General features: G+C 60.2%; 26 protein-coding genes and 1 pseudogene. 20 read left to right on the plus strand and 7 right to left on the minus strand.

From position 1 onward, the window contains the following. The coding region (locus FJ938_RS27550; RefSeq protein ID WP_140699442.1) for a cyclic nucleotide-binding domain-containing protein at positions 1-302 on the minus strand (302 nt) is incomplete at its 3' end. Between the two features lie 378 nt (positions 303-680). On the opposite strand from FJ938_RS27550, the gene FJ938_RS27555 reads away from it, so the two are divergent. The 4 genes from FJ938_RS27555 to FJ938_RS27570 all read left to right on the plus strand — a co-directional run bounded on the left by FJ938_RS27555 (position 681) and on the right by FJ938_RS27570 (position 3,938). Then, positions 681-1,124, plus strand: coding sequence for a pseudoazurin (locus FJ938_RS27555; protein WP_140610715.1), 444 nt, complete (start codon positions 681-683; stop codon positions 1,122-1,124). A gap of 241 nt (positions 1,125-1,365) precedes the next feature. Next, a complete protein-coding gene (gene nirK / locus FJ938_RS27560) occupies positions 1,366-2,472 on the plus strand; it encodes a copper-containing nitrite reductase (RefSeq protein WP_140610714.1) in 1,107 nt (368 codons plus the stop codon). Positions 2,473-2,637: 165 nt separating this feature from the next. After that, complete coding sequence (locus FJ938_RS27565) at positions 2,638-3,438, plus strand: SUMF1/EgtB/PvdO family nonheme iron enzyme (RefSeq protein WP_246673566.1); 801 nt, start codon at positions 2,638-2,640, stop codon at positions 3,436-3,438. Positions 3,439-3,452: 14 nt separating this feature from the next. After that, positions 3,453-3,938 carry a group III truncated hemoglobin gene (locus FJ938_RS27570; RefSeq protein ID WP_140699448.1) on the plus strand — a complete coding sequence of 162 codons (486 nt, stop codon included), beginning with the start codon at positions 3,453-3,455 and terminating at the stop codon, positions 3,936-3,938. A 175-nt stretch (positions 3,939-4,113) separates the two neighbouring features. Here FJ938_RS27570 and hemN read toward each other — a convergent pair whose 3' ends face one another. Then, the gene (gene hemN, locus FJ938_RS27575; RefSeq protein WP_140699474.1) at positions 4,114-5,463 is read right to left on the minus strand and encodes an oxygen-independent coproporphyrinogen III oxidase; all 1,350 of its coding nucleotides are present in this window, start codon (positions 5,461-5,463) and stop codon (positions 4,114-4,116) included. 149 nt (positions 5,464-5,612) lie between these two features. Between hemN and FJ938_RS27580 the strand changes: the two genes are divergently transcribed. Continuing rightward, positions 5,613-6,341, plus strand: a complete 729-nt coding sequence (locus FJ938_RS27580) for a Crp/Fnr family transcriptional regulator (protein ID WP_140699451.1) — start codon at positions 5,613-5,615, stop codon at positions 6,339-6,341. A 79-nt stretch (positions 6,342-6,420) separates the two neighbouring features. On the opposite strand, the gene FJ938_RS27585 is transcribed toward FJ938_RS27580, so the two are convergent. Then, on the minus strand, positions 6,421-6,942 hold the full coding sequence (locus FJ938_RS27585; protein WP_140610710.1) for a hemerythrin domain-containing protein: 522 nt from the start codon (positions 6,940-6,942) through the stop codon (positions 6,421-6,423). Positions 6,943-7,094: 152 nt separating this feature from the next. Between FJ938_RS27585 and ccoN the strand changes: the two genes are divergently transcribed. From ccoN to ccoS, 8 genes are all read left to right on the plus strand, one after another. Next, a complete protein-coding gene (ccoN, locus tag FJ938_RS27590) occupies positions 7,095-8,705 on the plus strand; it encodes a cytochrome-c oxidase, cbb3-type subunit I (RefSeq protein ID WP_140699454.1) in 1,611 nt (536 codons plus the stop codon). A gap of 12 nt (positions 8,706-8,717) precedes the next feature. After that, positions 8,718-9,449 carry a cytochrome-c oxidase, cbb3-type subunit II gene (gene ccoO / locus FJ938_RS27595; RefSeq protein WP_140610708.1) on the plus strand — a complete coding sequence of 244 codons (732 nt, stop codon included), beginning with the start codon at positions 8,718-8,720 and terminating at the stop codon, positions 9,447-9,449. Between the two features lie 10 nt (positions 9,450-9,459). Beyond that, on the plus strand, positions 9,460-9,609 hold the full coding sequence (locus FJ938_RS27600) for a cbb3-type cytochrome c oxidase subunit 3 (RefSeq protein WP_140610707.1): 150 nt from the start codon (positions 9,460-9,462) through the stop codon (positions 9,607-9,609). Between the two features lie 2 nt (positions 9,610-9,611). Continuing rightward, entirely contained in the window at positions 9,612-10,475 is an 864-nt protein-coding gene (gene ccoP, locus FJ938_RS27605; RefSeq protein ID WP_140610706.1) for a cytochrome-c oxidase, cbb3-type subunit III, read from the plus strand. A gap of 173 nt (positions 10,476-10,648) precedes the next feature. Continuing rightward, the gene (gene ccoG / locus FJ938_RS27610; RefSeq protein WP_140699457.1) at positions 10,649-12,208 is read left to right on the plus strand and encodes a cytochrome c oxidase accessory protein CcoG; all 1,560 of its coding nucleotides are present in this window, start codon (positions 10,649-10,651) and stop codon (positions 12,206-12,208) included. Then, positions 12,205-12,702, plus strand: a complete 498-nt coding sequence (locus FJ938_RS27615) for a FixH family protein (RefSeq protein ID WP_140699460.1) — start codon at positions 12,205-12,207, stop codon at positions 12,700-12,702. The genes ccoG and FJ938_RS27615 overlap by 4 nt, the downstream gene beginning before the upstream one ends. Beyond that, the gene (locus FJ938_RS27620; RefSeq protein ID WP_140699462.1) at positions 12,699-14,987 is read left to right on the plus strand and encodes a cation-translocating P-type ATPase; all 2,289 of its coding nucleotides are present in this window, start codon (positions 12,699-12,701) and stop codon (positions 14,985-14,987) included. The genes FJ938_RS27615 and FJ938_RS27620 overlap by 4 nt, the downstream gene beginning before the upstream one ends. Continuing rightward, positions 14,984-15,139, plus strand: coding sequence for a cbb3-type cytochrome oxidase assembly protein CcoS (ccoS, locus tag FJ938_RS27625; RefSeq protein ID WP_140610702.1), 156 nt, complete (start codon positions 14,984-14,986; stop codon positions 15,137-15,139). Before FJ938_RS27620 ends, ccoS begins: the two co-directional genes overlap by 4 nt. Positions 15,140-15,225: 86 nt before the next feature. Here the strand turns inward: ccoS and FJ938_RS30480 are convergent, their stop codons facing one another. From FJ938_RS30480 to FJ938_RS27635, 3 genes are all read right to left on the minus strand, one after another. Then, positions 15,226-16,809 carry an HAD-IC family P-type ATPase gene (locus FJ938_RS30480; protein ID WP_348642301.1) on the minus strand — a complete coding sequence of 528 codons (1,584 nt, stop codon included), beginning with the start codon at positions 16,807-16,809 and terminating at the stop codon, positions 15,226-15,228. Further along, complete coding sequence (locus tag FJ938_RS30485) at positions 16,806-17,822, minus strand: HAD-IC family P-type ATPase (RefSeq protein WP_348642302.1); 1,017 nt, start codon at positions 17,820-17,822, stop codon at positions 16,806-16,808. The genes FJ938_RS30480 and FJ938_RS30485 overlap by 4 nt, the downstream gene beginning before the upstream one ends. A 77-nt stretch (positions 17,823-17,899) precedes the next feature. Beyond that, entirely contained in the window at positions 17,900-18,712 is an 813-nt protein-coding gene (locus FJ938_RS27635; protein WP_140610721.1) for a universal stress protein, read from the minus strand. Positions 18,713-18,894: 182 nt separating this feature from the next. On the opposite strand from FJ938_RS27635, the gene FJ938_RS27640 reads away from it, so the two are divergent. Next, a complete protein-coding gene (locus tag FJ938_RS27640; protein ID WP_181169201.1) occupies positions 18,895-20,940 on the plus strand; it encodes a PAS domain S-box protein in 2,046 nt (681 codons plus the stop codon). Continuing rightward, a complete protein-coding gene (fixJ, locus tag FJ938_RS27645; protein WP_140610700.1) occupies positions 20,927-21,541 on the plus strand; it encodes a response regulator FixJ in 615 nt (204 codons plus the stop codon). Before FJ938_RS27640 ends, fixJ begins: the two co-directional genes overlap by 14 nt. 97 nt (positions 21,542-21,638) lie before the next feature. On the opposite strand, the gene FJ938_RS27650 is transcribed toward fixJ, so the two are convergent. Further along, positions 21,639-21,905: a hypothetical protein gene (locus FJ938_RS27650; protein ID WP_246671534.1), complete on the minus strand. Its 267-nt coding sequence runs from the start codon at positions 21,903-21,905 to the stop codon at positions 21,639-21,641. Between the two features lie 310 nt (positions 21,906-22,215). On the opposite strand from FJ938_RS27650, the gene FJ938_RS27655 reads away from it, so the two are divergent. The 5 genes and pseudogenes from FJ938_RS27655 to FJ938_RS27675 all read left to right on the plus strand — a co-directional run. Next, positions 22,216-22,653, plus strand: a complete 438-nt coding sequence (locus tag FJ938_RS27655) for a DUF2267 domain-containing protein (RefSeq protein ID WP_140699468.1) — start codon at positions 22,216-22,218, stop codon at positions 22,651-22,653. A gap of 3 nt (positions 22,654-22,656) precedes the next feature. Beyond that, positions 22,657-23,064, plus strand: a complete 408-nt coding sequence (locus FJ938_RS27660; RefSeq protein WP_181165648.1) for a hypothetical protein — start codon at positions 22,657-22,659, stop codon at positions 23,062-23,064. A gap of 105 nt (positions 23,065-23,169) precedes the next feature. After that, positions 23,170-23,589, plus strand: a complete 420-nt coding sequence (locus tag FJ938_RS27665; RefSeq protein ID WP_140699471.1) for a pyridoxamine 5'-phosphate oxidase family protein — start codon at positions 23,170-23,172, stop codon at positions 23,587-23,589. 305 nt (positions 23,590-23,894) lie between these two features. Then, positions 23,895-24,539: a helix-turn-helix domain-containing protein gene (locus FJ938_RS27670; protein ID WP_140610697.1), complete on the plus strand. Its 645-nt coding sequence runs from the start codon at positions 23,895-23,897 to the stop codon at positions 24,537-24,539. 138 nt (positions 24,540-24,677) lie between these two features. Continuing rightward, a pseudogene (locus FJ938_RS27675) lies at positions 24,678-24,931 on the plus strand (5-aminolevulinate synthase); the annotation flags it as partial.

Consider the following 24,931-nt stretch of genomic DNA (forward strand, 5'->3'; position numbering starts at 1 on the left):
ACGGCGGCAATCGCATTTGCCGGATAGGTGGCGCGGCCCAGCGCATGGGCGATGCCCAGCAATTCGCCTGGACTTATGTAGCGGACAGTCACGTCCTGACCCTCCGGCGTCGATTTCACCACGCGCACATGTCCGTCGAGCAGCAGGAAAAAGGAATCGGCGTCCTGCTCCTGTTCGAACACCAGCTGATCCTTCGCGATCCTCGTGGATCTTGCCTGTCTGACGATGCGGTCGAGATCTGCGGCGGCCATGCCCTCGAAGATGGAGAGCCCGGCAATCAGCGAGCGATCGAGGCTGGCCAACCGTATTACTCCTTGATCGCCACAACGCGTCCAGATCATTTGGCCGGACTGTGTCATGGGCGACCGATTGGCGGCAAGTGATGCATACCGTCTTCAACTCCCGATCTTGCTGCACCGGGCCAGATTCCGCCGAACCGGCGGAGCTAGAAAGGAGCAATTGTCGACATCATTGGCGCACCTGCAGACGCGGCAAGCAGGAGAGCCTCCCTGACGAACAGGGCTCGACGAGAATCCGCCCCCCGGTCAACCTCTCCTGAACCCACAGCCGGCGCTCACATTTTCTTCGGCCAATTTGCGCCAGCGCAAATCGCCACGACGGCCGACGATCTAGAAGGACGCCACGGTCGATACCGTGACGAACTCAAGAAAGGACTTCCCATGAGACTGCCCCTGATTGCCGCCGCCATCGCTCTTCTCACCGCCGGCACTGCAAGCGCCGAGGAGCATGTGATTCAAATGCTGAACAAGGGCGAGAAAGGTGCAATGGTCTTCCAGCCTGCTTTTACCCGTGCGGTGCCAGGAGACACGGTGAAGTTCGTGCCTACCGACAAATCCCACAACGCCGAAACCATCAAGGGCATGCTGCCGGATGGCGCTGAAGCCTTCAAGGGAAAGCCGAGTGAGGAAATCACCGTGACCCTCACCAAGGAAGGCGTTTATGGCGTCAAGTGCGCACCGCACTACGGAATGGGCATGGTGGCACTGATCGTCGTCGGCAAGCCCGTCAACCTGGCAGCCGCGCAAGCCGTAAAGCAGGTCGGCAAGGCCAACACGGTGTTCGCGGATTTGTTCAGCGAAGCGAGCAAAGCCGCCTCCAACTGACCTGCTCTCTTACAAGGACTCTCCGGTTCGTGATCTCCGGAGGAAACGGCCGGATGGACCACGGAGAGGTCCAGTCCGGCCGATCTCGTTATGCTGAAGATTTCGCCCCGGCCTCCACGACAATCATTCCTGTCTCCTCCAGCCCTTGGATGAATGAAATCAGATTTGCGCTAGCGCAAAGACGTTCGCAACAAGAGGACTAAGATCTGACCAGAAATCGGTTCAGGCACAGGAGATGGAAATGCTTACGAGACGTGAAGCGTTATTGGGTTCGGTTTTCACCGCTGCCGCCGTCGCAGCGATTACAGCCATGCCGGCTGCTGCGGCAAGCGCAGAGGAGGTGGCCGGACTGCCCCGTGAAAAGGTCACGCTGGTCGCACCGCCTTTCGTCCACGCTCACGAGCAGGTTGCCAAAAGCGGTCCGAAAGTCGTCGAATTCACCATGACAATCGAGGAAAAGCCGATCGTCATCGATGCCGACGGCACGCAACTCAACGCCATGACCTACAACGGTTCGATCCCGGGCCCTCTGATGGTCGTTCACCAGGGTGACTATCTCGAACTCACCCTGATCAACCCCGATGCCAACACGCTTGCCCACAACATCGACTTCCACGCCGCGACCGGCGCTCTCGGCGGCGGTGCGCTGACGCTGATCAATCCGGGCGAGCAGACAACGCTTCGCTTCAAGGCAACACGGTCCGGCACGTTCGTCTATCATTGCGCCCCTGGCGGTCCCATGATCCCGTGGCATGTCGTATCGGGCATGAGCGGCACGGTGATGGTGCTGCCGCGCGACGGGCTCAAGGACGAGAAGGGCAAGCCGATCGACTACGACCGCATCTACTATATCGGAGAGAACGACTTCTACATTCCCCGCGACGAGAGCGGAAAGTTCAAGAAATACGAGTCCGCCGGCGACAACTATGACGACACGGTCAAGGTCATGCGTGGGTTGATCCCCACCCATGTCGTGTTCAACGGCAAGGCGGGATCGCTGACCGGCGAGAATGCCATGAAAGCCAAGGTCGGTGAGACGGTCCTGATCGTCCACTCCCAGGCCAACCGCGATACCCGCCCTCACCTCATCGGCGGCCATGGCGACTATGTCTGGGAACAGGGCAAGTTCGCGAATCCGCCGGCGAAAGATCTCGAAACCTGGTTCATCCGCGGTGGATCGGCCGGCTCGGCGCTCTACACATTCCGGCAGCCGGGCGTCTATGCCTACGTGAACCACAATCTGATCGAAGCCGTGGAACTCGGTGCGACGGCGCATTTCACTGTCGACGGGACCTGGGACGACGACCTGATGACCCAGGTCGAGGCAGCGAAGCCGATTTCGTCCTAATCGATACGTTCATGAAGCCGATTTCGTCCTAATCGATACGTTCATTCTGAAGGTCGACACGACCCTGCATCCATCCTGCAGGGTCGTGTTCACAGCCGGACGAAAACCATGCCGCTTAAACCAATCGTCGCGTGTGGGGCCGCCGCAGCCGTGTTGGCTATCGGCATGGCCAACTGGCTTCTTGCGGAGCGCCCACACGAAATTGTCGTTGCCGAGTTTGTGACGCTGCCGGCGGGCTCGTTCGAACATCCGCGGCCAGGCGAGTTCCTGAGGGGCAACCGACCGGTAATGGCGCCCAGGATTGTGGTGAAGCTCGGCGTTCCCCTTGAAATCATGAAGTATCAGGTAAGCGCGCTCGAATATGGGCGTTGCGTGGCGGCTGGCGCATGCAGACCGGCCGATAAGAGCAGCAATGGCAATGTTCCGGTCACCGGTATCAGTCACATCGATGCCGAGGCGTACGCGAACTGGCTTTCGAGCCGGACAGGCGCTTCATGGCGACTGCCAACGGATCAGGAGTGGGCTTATGCGGCCGGCGAGCGTTTCCGCAGCGATATCGAAGTTGGCGACAGCGACCCCAACAATCCCGCCCAACGCTGGCTGGTCCAATATCGAACCGAGGCCTCGCTCGGTCAAAAAGCCGATCCGGATCCCAGAACTCGCGGAGCCTTTGGCACAAATTCAAAAGGCGTGGCCGATATCGCCGGCAATGTCTGGGAGTGGACATCGACATGCTACGTTCATGCAACGATGAGCACCGACGGCAGGCAGATTTCAAGTTCGATCGACAATTGCGGCGTTCATGTCGTGGAAGGGTTCCACCGCACCTACATGTCGAACTTCATCCGCGACGGCAAGAGCGGCGGCTGCGCGGTCGGCACGCCACCCGACAATCTGGGGTTCCGTCTCGTCCGCGAGCGCCTCAACTTCGTCCAGGCGACCCTTCGGCGATTTGGAATTTCCTGAGCGAGAAATCAAGCATGACAGTGAAATCATCCTTGGCCGCACAAGCCTGGCCAAAAGCAGAACGAGGCCTGGACAATCCAGGGATCAATCGAGCCTCGATCAGGCATCTCGTGCGCGAATTTTATGCCACGATCCGACAGAACGATCGCCTTGGGCCAATCTTCGCGCGTGAGATCCCTGGCGATTGGGAGCCGCATCTTGAGAAAATGACCGACTTCTGGCGCTCCATCATCCTGCGGACTGGCGATTATCACGGGCGGCCAGTGCCCGCCCACCTGAAACTAACCGACGTTACTGAAGCGGACTTCGACATCTGGATGGACGTCTTCCGCAAGACCGTGGCCGGCCTTTTTGCACCCGACACCGCGATGGTGTTTGTCGACCGGGCCGAACGGATAGCGACAAGCCTGAAACTGGCGATGTTTTTTCGCCTTGATCGGGCGCAAACTCCTGCTGGCGCCGCGCCTGATCCGGCAGTGCCGCCTGAGGTGCAACGATGACAATCTTGTGCCGTTCGCTGCCTGGATTTGCGGCTATCTTGGTGCCTGCCGCCGCGATGTTTGCCATCCTTGGCATGCTTGCCAGGCATCACATGGCTAGGCGCGCCGGCACCCAAATCCGCCCTTCCCACAGCTCTCCACTGGCAACCCCGCCGGCGAGCCTCAAAGTCCGAGCTCAAACGGCCAGGGAATGTCGGGCTGTTCCGGTCTGCAAATAATTATCGAATTTGGCCGCAACCGTCCTTACGAGCGCACGGCTTTCAGCTGGCACCACGAAATGGTCATTCCGCAGTTCAATCAGTCGTCCGGAGCCGTTCGTGGCGAGACGGCTGGCCTGAAGGAGTAGTTTCTGCCCTCTCTCGCCGAAGAGCTCCACCAGTTCGATTGCCGAGAACGAGAAGTCGCACATCAGACGCTCGATGACCCATCCCCTCGCCCGGTCGTCGAGGCTGAGCTCAATTCCTCGGGCCGTGGCCAATCGTCCTGCAGCCACCGCCTTCTCATATTCGCCGGTGGCAACGATGTTTTGCGCGTAACCTTGCCTGTATCGGCTGATCGAGGAAGGCCCGAACCCGATGAGGGTGTCACATTGATCCTCGGTATAGCCCTGGAAATTGCGATGCAATCTGCCCGCCATGGCGGCGATCGCCAGCGAATCGCCAGGCTTGGCGAAATGATCCAGCCCAATCGGCTCATAGCCGGCCGCTTCGATCATCTGTGCCGCAAGACGCGATTGCGCGAGGCGTTGCATCGAATCCGGCAGCCAGGCTTCGTCGATCATCGTCTGGTGTTTCTTGAACCACGGCACATGAGCGTAGCCGAAGAGCGCCATCCTGTCCGGCACCAGTGTCAGCGCCTGCTCGACCGTCATGGCGATGCTTTCGAGCGTCTGATGTGGCAGGCCGTAGAGCAGATCGAGATTGACGGATTTCACGCCGCGTGCGCGAACACCATCCACGACCTGTTTTGTCAGCTCGAAACTCTGCTCGCGATTGATCGCCTTCTGAACTTTGGGATCGAAGTCCTGAACGCCAAGGCTCGCCCTCGTCATGCCGATTGCCGCAAGGGCTTCCAGGCGCGCCTCATCCATGTCATTGGGCTCGATCTCGATACTCACGCTGGCATCGTCAAGCAGATCGAACTCGGCGCGCAGGCGCCTCCCGAGTGCCACGATGTCACTGGGCGTCAGCATCGTTGGTGAGCCGCCTCCGAAATGGAGGGCGCGAATGCGCCCTTTGCCACGCACAATGCCTGCCACTGTCTCGATTTCGGCATGAAGAGAGCGCAAGAAAGACGCCACGGGCGCATAGTGACGGGTCTGCTTGGTGTGACAGGCACAGAACCAGCATAGCTTGTCGCAGTAAGGTACATGCAGATAGAGCGAAATCTCGCTGCTCGGCTCAATTGCTTCCAGCCAGCCGCGAACGGTTTGCGCGTCAATGCCCGAATGGAAATGCGGGGCCGTCGGATAGCTCGTGTAGCGGGGGACGCTCTCGCCCAATTTGGCGGACAAATCCGGTCGAATGTCGCTGTTGGACGGCCTTTGCATCCCTGCGAGTTAGACTGATCCAGACCACGATTCCTTGATTTCAATCAATGTGCCGGCGCTGCGGAGACGGCAACCATGGCCCGAAGTGATGCTGTCCGCCGGCATCCGGATTCATGGGTGATGCAATGGCCGAGCGACTGGACATCCACAATTCCGACATTCCGGTCTTGTGCCAATCCTGCGAGGCGCGACATCACGGCGTCTGCGGTGCACTGGACGTCGATCAACTGACGGGACTGGCCAAGACCTCCGTCAAGCACAGTGTCGAGGCAGGTGAAGAACTGATCGGGGATGCCGAAACGGTTGAAAGCTATTCGAACGTTCTCGCGGGCGTGGTCAAACTCACCAAGAGCCTCTCTGACGGTCGCCAACAGATCGTCGGCCTTCAATTCGCGCCCGACTTTCTGGGGCGGCCGTTCAAGCATGAAAGTGCAATCAACGCCGAGGCGGCGACCAGCGTTTCGCTTTGCTCATTCCCAAAGGCCGCCATCGATCGAATGATAAAGGCGTCGCCCGAGCTTGAGCATCGCCTGCTCCAGCAAGCCTTGAAGGAACTTGACCAGGCACGTGACTGGATGATGACACTCGGACGTAAAACCGCCTCCGAAAAAGTCGCCAGTTTTCTTCTGATGATCGCAGCGAACATCGATCCGGCAAACGGCCAGGACTCTGTATCGACAGTCTTCGATCTCCCGCTGACGCGAACCGATATCGCCGACTTTCTCGGCCTGACGATCGAGACGGTCAGCCGTCAGCTGACCAGATTGCGGGCGGACGGGGTGATCAGAATTGAAAACAATAGACGTGTCGTCGTTGACAATATGAGCCGGCTGGAGCGACGCTCAGGCTCCTAGGCAATTCCAGGAACGTCCGCAGCGGCTTTCCGTCCGGAATTACGTAGAAACAAAGATTTGGAGCGTTCCGTGAAACGCTCTAGTCAAGTTGCCTCGCCGGGATCATGGGCAGCACGTGCTCTCTTTCGAAAGCCACGTGCCGGCGCATGTTGTCGAAGAATCCACGCAGCATGAACCCCAAAGCCTCGGGGTTGGCAATAGCGCCGCCGTGCCCGATGGCAAGCAAGGTGTCGGTCAAGTCCTGGGCCGAGCATTCGTCCTCGACGTGCTCTGCCTTGAGCCGACGGACGGAGGCGGCACGAGATGCGTCTTGACCGCTGTCGCGCGCGAACGCGGGAAAGATATATTCCTCTTCGTAGGCGTGGCTTGTACGCAACAACGGCACGAGTTCGTTTGCGACAAGGAGGCATTTCAAACGGTCCACCTTCGCCGGCAATCCGTCGGCGATGGCTTCCAGCTCGTCACATAGTCGCAGCTTTTGATCATGCCAGCGACAGACGTCCAGGCACGGCACCCGACCTCCCTGCAGACAGGCCGTGACCACCGGACAGGCTTCCGGCGTATCGCATCTTACGACGACTGAGGACTTGCCGCTGGCCATCAGGGACCTCCACGCGTGAAATCAATGCGCAAGATTGTCGAAGTGGCGAAGCGCGGACTTTGACATGGATCAAGGCGCCAGCCGGCCGCTCGCGGAATTGATGCGGCATCGGATGCACAGCCGCGCATCGACGTCGCGCTCGGGGACATATCATGAGATTTGGGATAGAAATCTTTGCTTTGGGCCTATTCGCTTTTGCCGCGCTTGTGGCCGCGGGCTTCGGCGTGGACGAGCCTTTCCGGCAACACATGTGGATCCTGTTCGTCGTGCTGCTTGGTTTTACCGCCATCCTTCTCCGCAACACGAGTTTCGCGCCGGCTGCCCCTATCGATCCCTCGGCCTACATGGATGGCCCCATCCGCTATGGTGCCATAGCGACCATGTTCTGGGGCGTCGTCGGCATGCTGGTCGGCGTCGTCATCGCGCTGGAACTGGCTTATCCGCAGCTCAATATCCAGCCATGGTTCAATTTCGGTCGGCTAAGGCCGGTGCACACGTCGGGCGTTGTCTTTGCATTCGCCGGCAATGCGCTGCTGTGTACATCATTTTATGTTGTTCAGCGGACCTGCCGCGCACGCCTGTTCGGCGGCAATCTCGCCTGGTTCGTGTTCTGGGGTTACCAGCTCTTCATCGTGATGGCGGCGACGGGCTATCTGATCGGCATCACCGAAGCTCGCGAATATGCCGAGCCTGAATGGTATGTCGACATCTGGCTGACCATCGTCTGGGTCGCCTATCTCATCCTCTTCCTCGGCACGATCCTGAAGCGCAAGGAGCCACATATCTACGTTGCCAACTGGTTCTACCTGTCCTTCATCGTGACGATCGCGATGCTGCATGTGGTCAACAACCTGTCGATGCCGGCCTCCTTCCTGGGTTCCAAGAGCTACTCGGCATTCTCCGGGGTACAGGATGCCTTGACGCAATGGTGGTACGGCCACAACGCGGTCGGTTTCTTCCTCACCGCGGGCTTCCTTGGCATGATGTATTACTTCGTGCCGAAGCAGGCCAACAGGCCGGTCTATTCCTACCGCCTGTCGATCATCCACTTCTGGGCGCTGATCTTCCTTTATATCTGGGCGGGTCCGCATCACCTGCATTACACCGCCCTGCCCGACTGGGCGCAGACGCTCGGCATGGTGTTCTCGATCATGCTCTGGATGCCGTCCTGGGGCGGCATGATCAACGGCCTGATGACGCTGTCGGGCGCTTGGGACAAGATCCGCACGGATCCGATCATCCGCATGATGGTCGCTGCCATCGCCTTCTACGGCATGTCGACCTTCGAAGGTCCGATGATGTCCATCAAGACGGTGAATTCATTGTCGCACTATACCGACTGGACAATCGGCCACGTTCACTCGGGTGCGCTCGGCTGGGTCGGCCTGATCTCGTTCGGCGCTCTCTACTACATGGTTCCGAAGCTTTGGAACCGCGAACGTCTCTATTCGCTCCGCCTGGTGACGTGGCACTTCTGGCTCGCGACGCTTGGCATCGTGGTCTACGCGGCGGTGATGTGGGTCTCCGGCATCATGCAGGGCCTGATGTGGCGCGAATACGACGAACAGGGCTTCCTGGTCTATTCCTTCGCCGAGTCCGTGGCCGCCATGCACCCCTACTACGTGATGCGTGCCATCGGCGGGGCGATGTATCTCTCTGGTGCCCTCATCATGGCCTGGAACATCGCCATGACGATCCTCGGTCACCAGCGCGAAGAGGCACCCATGCCGGGCTCGGTCCCCGCCCTTCAGCCTGCGCAGTAAGGAGCGATTCCAATGAGCTTGATGGACAGACACTCGGTCATCGAAAAGAACGCGACGCTTCTTCTCGTCGGCTCCCTGCTGGTGGTGACGATAGGCGGCATCGTCGAGATCGCACCGCTCTTCTATCTCGACAACACGATCGAGAAGGTCGAAGGCATGCGGCCGTATTCGCCGCTCGAGCTCGCCGGGCGCAACATATACGTGCGAGAGGGCTGTTATCTCTGCCACAGCCAGATGATCAGGCCCTTCCGCGACGAGGTCGAGCGCTATGGCCATTACAGCCTCGCGGCGGAGTCGATGTACGATCACCCCTTTCAGTGGGGATCCAAGCGTACCGGCCCCGATCTGGCGCGTGTCGGCGACCGCTATTCCAACGAATGGCACGCCCAGCACCTGACCAATCCACAGTCGGTGGTGCCTGAATCGGTCATGCCGAGCTATGGCTTTCTGAAAGACACGCCACTGGACCTGAAAAACTTCTCGACGCATCTCGTCGCGAACGCTCGTGTTGGTGTTCCCTATACGCCCGACATGACCGCCAACGCCGATGCCGACCTGAAAGCGCAGGCGGACCCCGCTGCCGACACGACCGCACTTCTGAAACGCTATCCCAAGGCCAAGGTCGGGGATTTCGACGGCAATCCAAGCCAGGTAAGCGAGATGGACGCGCTTGTCGCCTATCTGCAGGTCCTCGGGACTTTGGTCGACTTCAAGAACTACGACGAATCTGCCGGATACCGCTGAGGAAAACGCCATGGATTACAATGCGATGCGGCAATTCGCCGACAGTTGGGTGCTACTTCTCATGGCCCTGTTCTTTGTCGGGGCGATCGTTTTCGCTCTCCGACCAGGAGGCAAGAGCCAAGCCGACGAAGCAGCCCAAATCCCTCTTAAGGACGACTGACCATGAGCGACCAGCACATCGACGAGGTGTCGGGCGTCTCCACGACTGGCCATGAATGGGATGGCATCAGGGAACTCAACAATCCGCTCCCGCGGTGGTGGGTCATTACCTTCTACATCACCATCCTCTGGGCAATCGGCTATACGGTCGCCTATCCTGCCTGGCCGATGCTGACATCCGCGACCAAAGGCGTGCTTGGCTATTCCAGCCGTAGCGAGGTCAAGAACGAGCTCGCGGCCGCCGATGCCGCCAAGGACAAATATGTGGCGTCGGTGCAGTCCAAATCCGTCTCCGAAATACTCGCCGACGATTCATTGCGGGAGTTCGCCGTCGCCGCCGGCGGAGCCGCGTTCAAGGTCAATTGCACTCAGTGTCATGGTTCCGGCGCGACGGGGTCGAAAGGCTTTCCCAATCTCAACGACGATGATTGGCTTTGGGGCGGCAAGCCGGATCAGATCCAGCAGACAATTACGCACGGAATTCGCTTTTCACCCGACTCCGACACACGGGTTTCGGAGATGCCGGCCTTCGCGGAGGTCCTGTCCGCGGAGGAGATCGCGCAGGTCAGCACCTTCGTCGTCAGCCTGTCGGGCACCGTCGACAACGCCGCCCTGATCGCTCCGGGCGCCAAGGTGTTCGCGGATAATTGCGCCGCCTGCCACGGCGACAACGCAAAAGGCAACCGCGAGGTCGGTGCACCCAATCTGACCGACGCGATCTGGCTGTACGGTTCGGGTGAAGCTGCGATCGCGGCACAGATACGAGCGCCCAGGAATGGTGTGATGCCTGCATGGGGTGCGCGTCTGGGCGAGACCAAGGTCAAGGAACTCGCTGTTTACATCCATTCGCTTGGCGGTGGGGAATAGGAAGCGAGGGACCTATTCCCTGCCCTCTGCCGCCAAAGCGACGAGGCCCGGCTATGCCGGGCCTCGACTGTTTCGTGGACTGATGGCGGATTGACTTGCATCAACGCGGCCTGGACCGCCATACGGCAAACCTGTCCAACGCGAGATCATCGGCTACGCGTTTGGAGATACCTGTGCTGGATCAAACACAGATAGAACGGCTTGAAGCAGAGCCGGTCAATTCCGCCAAGATGCGGCAGCCGCTTTATGCGGCGCGCAAAAAGATCTTTCCCAAGCGTGCTTCTGGTCGGTTTCGCCAGTTCAAATGGCTGGTGATGGCCATCACCCTTGGCATCTACTACCTGACACCGTGGCTGCGGTGGGACCGCGGCCCATTCGCACCAGACCAGGCGGTGCTTGTGGATCTCGCAAATCGGCGTTTCTACTTCTTCTTCATCGAGATCTGGCCACAGGAATTCTACTACGTCGCTGGCCTCCTCGTTATGGCCGGGGTCGGCCTCTTCCTGCTGACGTCGACGGTCGGGCGCGCCTGGTGCGGCTACGCTTGCCCGCAGACCGTCTGGGTCGATCTGTTTCTTGTCGTCGAACGGGCGATCGAGGGTGATCGCAATGCGCGCATGAAGCTGGACGCCGGACCCTGGACAATTCGCAAGCTCGGCCTTCGTACGGCCAAACATCTCATCTGGCTGGTTATCGCCATCGCGACAGGCGGAGCATGGATCTTCTATTTCGCTGATGCGCCGACGCTGCTTGGAGAGGTCACCACGGGCGCTGCAGCACCTGTCGCCTACATCACGATCGGTGTGCTGACAGCGACGACCTACACCTTCGGCGGACTGATGCGCGAACAGGTCTGCACATACATGTGCCCATGGCCGCGGATTCAGGCAGCCATGCTTGACGAGAGTTCGCTGACCGTCACCTACAATGACTGGCGCGGCGAGCCGCGCTCGCGACACCCCAAGAAAGCCCAGGCGGCAGGCCTTGCAACAGGGGATTGCGTCGATTGCAACGCCTGCGTCGCCGTCTGCCCGATGGGCATCGACATCCGCGACGGCCAGCAGCTCGAATGCATTACTTGCGCTCTGTGCATCGACGCCTGCGACGGGGTCATGGACAAGCTCGGCAGAGAGCGCGGACTGATCTCCTATGCAACGCTCACCGACTACAATGCCAATATGGCGCTGGCCACCGCTCAGGGGACGTTGCCCATTAGGCCTTCGTTGATCAGGACCGGTGACGGAGAATTTTCCGACAAGGTTGCCCACTTCCACCTGAGGAAGATCTTTCGGTCACGCACCTTCGCTTACATGGGCCTATGGTCCATGCTCGGCCTGGCATTGCTCTACTCGCTGCTGACACGCGACCGGCTTGAAGTGAACGTGCTCCACGACCGCAACCCGCAATTTGTCAGTCTGTCGGATGGCGCCATTCGCAATGGCTACACCGTCAAGCTTCTCAACATGATCCCGGAGCCAAGGACAATTGTCGTCAGGCTGGAAGGGCTCGAAGGCGCGGAAATGAGCCTCGTTGGCAGCGAGCTTCCCGCAGGGCGCTCCTTTGCGATCCCCGTCGAACCCGACCGTTTGAAGACGCTGAAGATTTTCGTGCGCCTTCCAGTCACTCGGATCCAGGGTGCAACGCAGACCTTCAGGTTCATCGCCCAGGACAAGGCATCGTTCGAGTCGAACCAATACACCGCCACCTTCAACGCGCCGGAGAGCAGCAAATGAGTGTCGCGACACGGAGGCCTCGCGAATTCACCGGTCGGCGCATGTTGGCCGTCTTCATCGCTTTTTTCGGTGTCGTCATAGGAGTCAACGTCTTGATGGCGACCCTTGCAAACACCACTTGGACCGGCCTCGTCGTCGAAGACACGTATGTTGCCAGTCAGCAATTCAACAAGAAGGCCGAGCAAGGCCGCGCCCAGGCAGCGCTCGGCTGGAGAAGTCAGTTGGTGATCTCCGGCGGAGACATCCGCTACAGCCTGGCGGATGGCTCCGGCAAGCCGGTCGCATTGCACGGCGTCAAGGTGATGTTTCGCCACCCGGCATACGAGAAAGAAGACAAGCTGGTCATTCTGGCTTCGGGTGTTGGACAGGAATTCGCCGCGCGCCATCAGCCAAAGGACGGGGTCTGGATCGTGGAAGTTGATGCCGACGCGGGACTCTCCGAGCCGTATCGCGAGGTTCGGCGGCTCATTATCGCCCACGGAGAGATCCAATGAGTTGTTGCGCACCCGGCGTTGAGTCCGCGCTGGATCTGAGCGGCTCGACCGCAAATCTACCGTCGAGCCAGGAAATCAACCTGGCAAGCCGGCCGCTTGGCGAGGGTATCATCCAAACCGACCTTTCCGTGCCCGCAGTCCATTGCGGCGCCTGCATCCAGGCTATCGAGACGGCGCTCGCCGGCCTCGAGCGGGTCGAAGGCGCGCGCGTAAACCTGTCGACCAAACGCGTCTCGGTGCGCTGGCGTGATGGCGCAGTGCCGCCATTCGTGGCTACACTTGGCAGGCTTGGCTATGACGCGCACCTTTGCGATCCGGCAGCCGACCAAAGGGACGAGACGTTGTCGGAATTGATTCGCGCCGTGGCCGTAGCAGGCTTTGCCGCTGGCAACATCATGCTCCTTTCCGTCTCGGTCTGGTCTGGAGCGCAGGGCGCGACGCGTGACCTGTTCCATTGGGTATCGGCGCTTATTGCCATTCCCGCGCTTGCGTTCGCCGGCGGCATCTTCTTTCGCTCGGCCTGGACTGCTTTGCGGCATGGTCGCATGAACATGGATGTCCCGATCGCAGTGGGCGTCTCTCTGGCCTATGCAATGAGCCTTTACGAGACGATCAACCATGGCGATTACGCGTATTTCGATGCCTCGGTATCGCTTCTCTTTTTCCTGCTGATCGGCAGAACGCTCGACTATGTGATGCGCGAACGCGCGAGAACCGCTGTGAAGGGCTTGTCGCGGCTTGCCGCCCGCGGCGCGATGGCCGTGCGCGGCGATGGTTCGCGCGACTATCTGCCTGTCGACGAAATTGAACCTGGAATGCACGTGCTTGTGGCTGCGGGCGAAAGGGTTCCGGTGGACGGACGAATTGTCAAAGGGACATCGGATCTCGATTGTTCCCTAGTCTCCGGCGAGAGCACGCCGCGAAACGCATCCATCGGACAGACCGTCCAAGCCGGCGTCCTCAACCTAACCGGGCCGCTGACGATCGAATGTACAGCTGCGGCGAAGGACTCATTTCTGGCCGAGATGGTTCGGCTGATGGAGGCCGCCGAGGGCGGACGTGCGAAGTACCGCCGCATCGCCGATCGGGTCTCGGCGCTCTATGCCCCGGTGGTTCACCTCACCGCCTTTGCGACATTCCTCGGATGGATGGCCGCCACCGGCGACTGGCATAGGTCCATTACCATTGCGATCGCCGTCCTGATCATCACCTGTCCCTGCGCGTTGGGCCTCGCAGTGCCGATTGTGCAGGTGGTCGCCGCACGGCGCTTGTTCGAAAGCGGCATCATGGTCAAGGACGGTTCAGCGATGGAGCGTCTGGCAACAGTCGATATCGCGGCGTTCGACAAGACAGGCACGCTCACCCTCGGACAGCCCCGTCTCGTCAATGCGTCGTCGATCGACCCGGCCATGCTGGCGATCGCGGCCAACATGGCCTCGAACTCTCGCCATCCTTTCTCAAGAGCGATCGCCGGTTTTGCCGGTCGCGGGGGGCAAATGAAATTCGACGACGTCACTGAATATCCGGGTTTTGGCATTGAGGCGGTAGCGGCCGGAAGCACCTGGCGGTTGGGCCGGCGCGGCTGGGCAGGGTGGAAAGCCAGAACCGGGGGTGAAGGCAAGCATGGCCTCGGCGGAACGGTCTTGGCGAAGAACGGCATGACCGTGGCGAGCTTCGAATTCGAGGATGCGCTGCGTTCCGACGCCCGGACAGCTTTGATCCAGTTGGAAGACGCTGGAGTTTCAGTCGAAATGTTGTCCGGCGACACGGCGCGTGCCTGTGGCCAAGTCGCGCAGACACTGGCTATCGGCAACTTCGTTCCGTGCCTCTTGCCGTCCGGAAAGGTCGAACGCGTGGAAGACCTCGCCAGAGCCGGGCACAGGGTTCTGATGGTCGGCGACGGCCTGAACGACACGCCGGCGCTCAGCGCGGCGCACGTCTCCATCGCTCCAGCCACGGCGGCCGACATCGGCCGCAGCGCCGCGGACTTTGTGTTCCTTCGCGAAAGCCTCCTGGCAATTCCCTTCGCGCTGGAAGTCTCGCGAAGAGCGGACCGGCTCATTCGCCAGAATGTCGCCCTGGCCATCATCTACAATGCGATCGCAGTGCCAGTCGCGATCTTGGGCCACGTCACGCCGCTGATCGCGGCCGCCGCGATGTCGATTTCCTCGCTGTTGGTCATTGCAAACGCGTTGCGCCTGCATGAATCCGTCCTGCGCAAGCCGGTGCGCCCGTCTTCCGACACGCTCGGTTCCAAAGCCCAATCCTCGGCCGCTCTGTCATGATAACGCTCGTCTACTTGATTCCGGTCGCTCTCTTTCTTGGCACACTCGGCCTTGTCGGTTTCCTTTGGGCCTTGAAGAGTGGTCAATATGAGGACCTTGACGGCGCTGCGGAACGCATCCTGACGGATCAGGAAGACAAACCTGAGCGGTAACTTGTGAGAAGACGAGGGCGCGAGCACAGTATGGGCCGCCATCGTCTTGACCGAGAACAACGAGCCTTGCGTTTCAGGTGCTTGCGTCATGCTCCATGGCGAGCGTCGACGCCTCGCTCACGCGTGTGTCGCCGGCGCTGGATTTCCTGTCCAAAGAACCATCCTTTGGTGGCTTCGGATGCCCCCAGATACGTTGCCGTGATTGCGAGAAGGCCGGAAAGGACGGTCAACGGCAACGGGACGAACCCAAATGCGGCTGACAACGGCACATAGGGAATGACGACAGCCGCAAAGCCGACCGCCACGGTCAGCCTGGCCAGCGCCTTGCCGGGGCGGCTTGCCCAGAATGGTTTGTGCGTGCGCACGATCAGCACGATCGCCAGTTGGGTCATTAGCGACTCGACGAACCACGCCGTCCGGAATGCGTCGGGGGCGGCGTGAATGACGAGCAACAGAAAGGCAAAAGTCGCGAAATCGAACATGGAGCTCAGCAAACCAAAGCTGATCATGAAGCGCCTGATGATGTGGATGTCCCATCGGCGCGGCCGGCTGGTCTGCTCCGCATCGACATTGTCCGCGGCGATTGCCAGCGATGGAATGCTGGAGAGCAGATTGTTGAGCAGGATCTGCGTCGCCAGCATCGGCAGGAATGGCAGAAACAAAGATGCGACCGCCATGCTGATCATGTTGCCGAAATTGGCGCTGGTGGTGATCGAGATATATTTCATCGTGTTGCCGAACGTCTTGCGCCCATCGTCGACTCCGCGCACGACGACGCCCAGATCTTGCTTCAGAAGGATGATGTCGGCGGCCTCCCTAGCGACGTCGACGGCCGTGTGCACCGAAATGCCGATGTCGGCCTCGTGGAGGGCCGGCGCGTCATTGATGCCGTCTCCCATGTAGCCGACGACGTGTCCGTGGCTTCTGAAGGCTTCGACGATGCGTTCCTTCTGGTTGGGATCGATTTCGACAAAGAGGTCCGTGTTTTTTGCACGCCCGAAGAGTGCGCCCTTGGTGAGCTTTGCCAGATCCTCGCCTGTCATGATGCGATCCGAGCGCAGCCCCACCGCGTCGGCAAGGTGTGCTGCGACGTAGCGATTGTCCCCGGAGATGACCTTCACCGCGATACCGCGATGACCGAGTGCCGCCAGCGTTTCGCGCACCCCAGCCTTGGGCGGATCAAGGAAGAGCAGGAAACCCACGAAGGCGAGTGCAACCTCGTCGTATCTGGTGCAATGTGCCCGCTTTTCGTGCTCACGAACAGCCACGCCGAGCACACGGTAGCCATCGGCGCTCCAACCGCGGAACTTCGCCTCGATTGCATCGCGCTGCTCGGGACCAAGCAGTTCCGACCCCTTCGCGGTACGAACCGAGCTGCAGGCCTCAAGCACATTCTGAACCGCGCCCTTGCAGATCAGAAGCTCGTCAGCTCCTTTGCCGCGCACGATGACCGACAGCCTCTTGCGAATGAAATCATACGGAATTTCATCGACTTTGATGAAGGCTTCCTGATTGGAGCCGCCACCTTGTGCTGCTGCTATCGCTTCATCCAATGGGTTTTTCAGCCCGGTCTGCAGGCACGCATTGAGACGCGCCCAAAGCAGGATGTCGGCCGACGGTTTGCCATCGACGTCAACCCATCCGTCAAGATGGATAACCCCTTCCGTCAAGGTTCCGGTCTTGTCGGTGCAATGCTGCCCAGGTTTTCGATCGCGTCGAGACGCCGCACGATGACCCCATTTGCCGCCATGGCGCGCGCGCCTTTGGCCAGCGTCACACTGATGATGGCCGGGAGCAGTTCCGGCGTGAGGCCGACCGCCAGAGCCAGGGAAAACAGCAGGGACTCGATCAAGGGCCGTTGCAGCAGCAGATTGGCAAAGAAAACAATGATGACGATTGCCAGCATTATCTCGGTCATCAGGTAGCCGAACCGCCTGATCCCCTTGGCAAACTCTGTTTCAGGAATATTCCGTTCCAGAGCCGCGGCGATGGAGGCGAACTCGGTTCGGCTTCCGGTATTTACGGCCAGCATGGTGGCGGTCCCGCTGCGCACCGACGTGCCTGTGAACACCGCGTTTGAGCGCTGGGCAATGGGAGCATCCGGCGCCGATCGCCCCGGTGCCTTCACGGCCGGAAATGTCTCGCCGGTGAGCACGGCCTCGCTGACATTGAAATCACAGGTCTCGAGGAGGACACCATCCGCTGGAATCAGATTCCCGGCCGAGAGCCGCACTATGTCGCCCGGTACGATCCCCTCGGCATCGACGGAGCGCTCGGCATTGTCGCGCAAGACGGCCGCCTTGCGCGAAATGCGCTGTTTCAGTGCTTGCGTCGCCCGCGAGGCGCCGTATTCCTGCGTGAAGCTCAGCGCGCAGCTCGCCAACACGATCACGCCGATGATCGCGGCCTCCTGGCCATCTCCAACGAACGCCGAAACGACGGCGGCAAAGATGAGGATGAGAACGAGCGGGCTGCGAAATTGCCGGCCGAACAGGCTCAGCGCCGAAGAGCTGATTTGCGATGTCGGACTGTTCCGGCCGATTTTGGCGAGCCGCGCTTCGACTTCGGCGCTCGCTAGCCCCGTCGCCGACGCTTGCAGACGCTGCAACAGCTCGCTGCTCTCGATCGACCAGTAGGCGCCTTGCGGACTTACGATGCCTATCGAAGCGGGGGCGGACAGCATGTTACCTTTCCTTTGCTGCCGGCCAATCCAGATCGCTGGGTTGGCCGGCAGCAGGCTGCGTGCATGACGAGAGAACATCAGTAGGAAAGGAGACGGTTGATGCCGCTGTCTTCGAGCAATGTCCGCGTGACGCCGCCAAAGGCCCATTCTCGCAGCCGGCTATGACCGTATGCGCCCGAAACTATCAGATCGGCGTGGATCGATCGTGCGAATTCCAGCAGTTGCTCGCCATCCCCCTCGCCCGCGATGAGTTGAGAGCGTGCCTTGACGCCGTGAACGCTGAGGAAGGCGATGACATCGTCCAGGCTGTTGCGGATACTGCCGTCATGATCCGTATCCATGTTCGCGACGACCACGTCATCCGCCTTCGCCATCATGGGCAATGCATCCGAAACCGCCCGCCGGGCTTCCCTCGTGTCCTTCCAGGCGAGGAGCACGGCCTTTATCGGCACGACTTCGACATTGTTCGCGCAGACAAGGACGGGCCGGCCGGCACCAAGTGCAAGGCTGCCGAAATCCACGGCCCGATACACATTGCCCTTCTGCTCGCTTCCGACGATGAGCAGATCGGCGGCGCGGGCCGAGACCGTGAGGAAACGCGTCGGGCTGCAGACCGCTTGGCCCCATTCGCTGTTGATCGACGCTGGAACCAGTCTCGCGAACGCGGACTTGAGTTCGCCCAGTCGCCTTTCGATTTCCTCTCGTTGGATCTGCATGATCTCGCCTTCGAAGACCAAACCGTCGCCGGTGGTTACGAGAGGCGGCACATCAGCCGCGGCCAGGCCGATGAGGCGGGCGCCAAATCGATCGGCAAGGTCAACGGCAACCTTCAGGATTGGATCGGGCGCCGTATCCACGGCAAGATTCACGGCGATTGACTTATAGGACATTGTGGCGACCTCGCGAGGGGATTGAGCGCAGCATCCAGTGCATTCATCCGCGCTCGGCGCCTTGATGCGCATCAAACCCGGAATCGGCCTGCGACAGACATTCCGTTGCTGGTTTTGCGTGATTACCAAGCGATTGAATGATAGATCAGCCTCCGAGCTGTTCTGCGCGTCGGGAACTTCATGTGAACACCGAAGGAGTACCAATCTCGTCCGACGGCATGGCAATGCTGAGATCTGCATTGTCACTTGGAGACAGCGAGATCGGCAGGTTGATCATGTCCCATAACTGGTCGAAGTCGCCGATCGGTCCAATCGTGTCATGGTCCCGGACGCTCACAACCACAGTATGCACGATGCTGCCGGCAAAGGTCCCGATCGTACTGTTCTGGGGGCCGGAGTATGTCGCACTGTACAATGACGCCCACATCTCTTCGCTCGGCGAAAAACACCCACGAGCGTACGGCAGGCCCGCGGTGGAAAGCCGCGCGGAGTTGTGGGCGGACCTCGAACCACTGCTTCGCAAGGTCCGCGAAAGCGGAGAAACCGTCGTCGCAAAGGCTCGCCCGTTCCACCTGGAGCGACATGGTTATGGCGAGGAAGCCTATTTCGATATTTCGTATTCGCCGGTCGTCGACGACGATGGCACGATCGGCGGCGTTCTCTGTTTTGTGAATGAGGTCACCGATCGCGTCGGCGCCGATCGGCGGACCCAGGCCGAACTCGAGCAGTTGGCGCTGATGTTCGACCAGGCTCCCGGTTTCATGACGCTGCTGCGCGAGCCAGGTCACATCTTCGAACTGACCAATACAGCCTACCAACGCCTTATCGGGCAACGACAAGTCATCGGCAAATCGGTTCGCGACGCCCTGCCGGAACTGGAGGGGCAAGGCTTCTACGAGCAGCTCGACCAGGTATTTCAGACCGGCGAACCGTTCCGGGGCCGCGGGGTCAAGATCATCTTGCAAAACAAGAATGACGAGGCCGTCGAAGAGCGCATCCTGGATTTCGTTTACCAACCGATCAGGGCCGACAATGGCCGCATCACAGCCATCTTTGTCGAAGGCAATGACGTCAGCGAACTTTCGTTTGCCAATGCCGCCCTGCAGCTTCGCGAAGACCATTTGCGCTCGATCCTGGCAACGGTGCCCGATGCGATGGTCGTCATCGATGAACAAGGCCGCATTCAGTCCTTCAGCACCGCGGCCGAAACATTGTTCGGTTTTCGGGCAAGTGAAGTCATCGGCCAGAACGTCAATATTTTGATGCCGTCTCCCTATCGCGGCGAGCACGACGCCTACCTGCACCGCTACCTCACGACGGGAGAACGCCGGATCATTGGGCTCGGCCGCACCGTCACCGGTATGCGCAAGGATGGCTCCACCTTCCCGATGGAGCTTGCCGTGGGCGAAATGAACCCTGGGACCGGACGGTTCTTTACCGGCTTCTGCCGCGATCTGACGGAGCGTCACCGGGCAGAAGCGAGAATACAGGAACAGCAGATGGAACTGCTCCATATGGCGCGGTTTACCGCGCTTGGAGAGATGGCCTCCACCTTGGCGCACGAGATCAACCAGCCGCTCACCGCCATTACCAATTACCTGAAAGGCAGCCGCAGGCTGCTCGAGAAGAGCACGGAAGAGAACGCCCCGATGCTTCGCGACGCTGTCGAGAAGGCGGCCGAACAAGCTCTTCGGGCCGGTGAAGTCATTCGACACCTTCGCGACTTCGTTGCGAGGGGCGAGAGCGAGCGCCAGGTCGAACGGTTGCCCGCGTTGATCGATGAGGCCTCATCCCTGGCACTCGTGGGCGCGAGGGAAATGGACCTGAAAGTCTCTTTCAAACTTGATCCTGCAGCCGAACTCGTGCTGACCGATCGCATCCAGATCCAGCAGGTCCTGCTGAACCTGATGCGCAACGCGGTGGAGGCCATGCAAAGCACGCCGCGGCGCGAGTTGCACGTTACGACCGTCGCACGAGCGGACGGCATGGCGGAGGTCAGTGTGATCGATACGGGGAGCGGACTTTCGCCGGAGGTTTCCGCCCAACTTTTCCAGCCATTTGTAACGACCAAGAAGCAGGGTATGGGTGTCGGGCTGTCCATTTGCCGCACCATCGTGGAGTCGCACGGTGGGCACATCTGGGCCGAGCCTATGCCCGACGGGGGAACAGCCTTTCGATTCACCTTGCGCATCATCGAAAAAGAAGAGGTCGCCAGTGGCCGCCATTGATCTCGTGCATGTTGTTGACGACGATGTGGATGTTCGCAAGTCGCTCGGTTTTTTGCTGGCGACTGCCCATTTTGCCGTTCGCCTGCATGAATCGGCAACGGCATTCTTGACTGCCGCCACCGAACGCCTGGAAGGCTGCGTCGTGACCGATGTACGCATGCCCGGCATCGATGGGATTGACCTGCTGCGGGAACTCAGGAAGCGAGGTTACAAAGTGCCGGTCATTGTCATGACCGGGCACGCGGATGTGGCGCTTGCGGTTCAGGCAATGAAGGAAGGCGCTGCCGATTTTATCGAAAAACCCTTCGACGACGAAGCCCTGCTCGGCGCGATCCGCTCCGCCTTGGATAACAGCAATCAGCTGAACGCCACGCATCCCCAGTCCGCCGACATACAACGACGTCGGTCGACGCTGTCGGAACGGGAGCGGCAGGTTCTCGATGGGCTTGTCTCCGGCATGCCCAACAAGACCATCGCCTATGATCTGGGCATCAGCCCCCGCACGGTTGAAATTCATCGCGCCAATGTCATGAGCAAAATGGGCGCCGGCAGCCTTTCGCATCTCGTGCGCATGGCCTTGATCGTCGAATCGAAGAACTAGAGCAATTGCAGGAAAAGCGCATAGCGGTTTTCCGTCCGGAATTTCGCGGAGCAGAGAATTGGAACGGATCATCGACCCTATCGAACGCTGAACCGCTCTAAGGCTGGCTCGCCGTCCGGTCGGTCATTGCCCTGTCGGCTCTCTGCCAGTTACGCCAGTGCGTAGGCCGGATTTCGACACGCACGCCGCTTGCGGCGTTCTTCCAGCCCCCAAGGATCTTCTTGCACGGAAAGACAAGCGCATGCTCGCCGTCTTCGTCCAAGACGGCCAGTTCAAGCTCCCGGTCAAACGGAGCGCTTTGGATCGGTTCCCACATTTTCATATGATCCGTACGCGCACCAAGCGCCGCCTTGATCTGAATCATTTTTGTGAGCCACCGCATCATTGTTTGGACGCCACCGGCGCGGCTGAGCCGAAGCCGGTCACCGCCGGCACACCCGACAGCCGCGAGATGCGGCGCGCAGTGGCCAACGGCTTGCCCTATCTCACCAAAGCCGAAGTGGTCGGCGTCGCGGTAGTTTGTCCAGGGTCATTTCATCGGTCATTTCGAACTGATCGCGTTTGTGCAGCCGAGTCCAGGCATCGCCGCCGCGGATAACACGACTTGATCCAACGCAATGCGTGGACAGGGAAGAAATTGAAAACTGGCGGGAGATCTTCGAGGAGCACGCGCGATGACCCATTTGTCCCATTTTTCCTTTGGCGGATTTAGTCACGCTTCGCAGCAGGCGGAGCATTGGGTCAAGGAGCTCGCCAAGGATCTCAACTGGAGCGAGCCGAATGCCTATCGGTTGATGCGATCTGTCCTGCACACGCTGCGGGACTGGCTGCCGGCGGCAGAAATGGCCGACCTTTCGGCACAACTGCCCATGTTGATCCGCGGCGTTTACTTCGACGGCTGGAAGCCATCCTCGACGCCTGTGTGCGAAAGAAAGAAGCGCGACTTCATCACCAGCGTCAGAGCAAGCTTCGGCTATGATGACGATGTCGATTTCGACGTCGCCCTCAATGCCGTCTTCGCGCTTCTCGAACGCCACATATCGCACGGAGAGATCGTCCAGGTGAGAAACTCCCTGAAGAAGTCGCTTCGTCAACTTTGGCCGGCGGACTGAGCGATGTTTCGTGACCGAAAGGATGCCGGAGAGAAGCTCGGCGCCGAGTTGGCAAAGCTTCAATTGCACAAACCGGTCGTGCTGGCAGTCCCGCTTGGCGGCGTTCCGGTCGCGGTGGAGGTGGCTGGGGCACGTAATGCTCCTCTCGACCTGCTCATCGTCTGCAAGGTTGGCGCACCAGGCATCCCGCAAGTCGCAGTCGCGGCCCTTGTGGATGGCGAGCCGCCAGACGTCGTTCTCAACCGGGAAACCATAGAAACCTACGCACTCGACGATGCGGCTCTCGCTGCCTTGATCAGTGCTGAACGCCCGGAACTGGAACGTCGGCGCCTGGTCTATCGGGGCAATCGAAAGCCCTTGTCGGTTGCCGGAAAGCGCGCGTTTCGGACGAAGGGGCCGTGGCTGGCCTGACCGAGGCAGCCAGCCGGCACGTCATACGATAGGTAGGCGAAAATCTGCCGGCGCCCGCGCCGACGTGACGAATTTCGATAATCATGAAGATAGGAGATCGCACCGATGCTCATTCGAACTCTTTCCGCCCTGGAGTGTACGAAGCTGCTGACCGCCAATCGTGTGGGCCATCTGGCGTGCTCGAAAGATGGGCAACCTTATGTCGTGCCAGTCCACTACGCGCACGCCGACAACCATCTTTATGCGTTTTCCATGCCGGGCAGGAAGATCGTCTACATGCGCGCGAACCCGCTGGTTTGCGTTCAAATCGGCGAACGCGGCGAAGGAAGAAACTGGAAAAGCGTGGTTGTCGAGGGTCGTTTCCAGGAACTGCCGGACCGCCTCGGCCACAAGCTGGAGCGGGATCATGCCTGGACGATGCTGAGCAAGCACACCGACTGGTGGGAGCCTGGCGGCCTTAAGCCGGTCTCGCCGCCGGTATCGGATAGCGCCCCTCACGTATTCTTCAGAATTTCCGTGGAGTGAGTGTCCGGTCGAGAGGCCAAGGACTAAGGCGGGCAGGCGGGAGCAGCGGCACATTGCGGGTATCCTGGTATTTCCGCTCAGGACCGTCAATGCTGCGCCCTTGCCAGCCCATGCGGGAGGCGCGATGCCATCGAAATCGTCCGGGGCGGTCATGGCCCAGGGTTCGAGGCCGCCCGCGCGGCGCACGCGTCGAGGGGAGTGACGCTGCCAACCAGTCTAGGTAATATCCCGTAGGGACATAACCGAATTTCGCGACAGGTGGATTCGCGCGATTGCTGTGACACGGATCAACCGGGAAAACAGCCATGCACGCCTACACCGCCTCCCGAATTGCACCGCCTTCGCAGTCCGCACGGATGAGCCCGCCTGCGGCATTCGACAATGCGCCGCAGCCGGTCAGTTTCCATACCGCCGGCTCGGAAATCTATGCCCAGGGCGAGAAGGCCGGAGCCTTCTACCAGATCGAGTTCGGGGCTGTCCGTATCTATCGTCTGCTTGCCGACGGCCGCCGGCAGATCAGTGCCTTTCACCTTGCCGGCGAGACGTTCGGCTTCGAAGCGGACACGACGCATCATTTCTTTGCCGAAGCCATCAAGGCGACCGGCGTCCGCGCCATCCGGCTCGCGGCTGACGCGGACGTCTCCCGTCAACTGCTCCCCCTTGCGCTGAAGGGTCTGACCCGGGCACAGGAGCATCTGCTGGTTCTCGGGCGCCAGACTGCTGTCGAACGCGTAGCGGCGTTCCTCCTGGACATGGCGGAGCGCCAGGGTGGGCTGCAGCCGGTCGAACTGCCAATGTCGCGGATGGATATCGGCGACTATCTGGGCCTCACCATCGAGACCGTGTCGCGCGTGTTCACCAAGCTGAAGGACAAGGGCATGATCCGACTGCATGGCCTGCGCAATGTCGAGATCGTCAGATACGAGGCCCTGCGCAACATCAGCGAATGACATTTGATCCATCTCACCGCCGACCGCTCAACTGCGCGTGAAAGGCTCTGCCCTTGATGGAAATCAAAGCGGCATGAGAATCGTCGTCTCATTTATAGCCCGGACCAGCCGAAAACTTTGCGATCAGGGGACGAACTCATGAATTACCAGCGGTTCTTCGAAGAAGCGATCGACCAGCTCCATGCCGAGCGTCGCTACCGCGTCTTCGCCGACCTCGAGCGTATCGCGGGCAAGTTTCCGCGCGCCATCTGGCGTTCCAACGGCCGCGCCGAGGAAATCACCGTCTGGTGTTCCAATGACTATCTCGGTATGGGGCAGCACGCCGACGTCATCGCCGCGTTCCAGAACGCGGCCGGCAAGATGGGCTCCGGCGCCGGCGGCACCCGTAACAT

It is taken from the genome of Mesorhizobium sp. B2-4-14, from assembly GCF_006442155.1.
Lineage (GTDB): Bacteria > Pseudomonadota > Alphaproteobacteria > Rhizobiales > Rhizobiaceae > Mesorhizobium.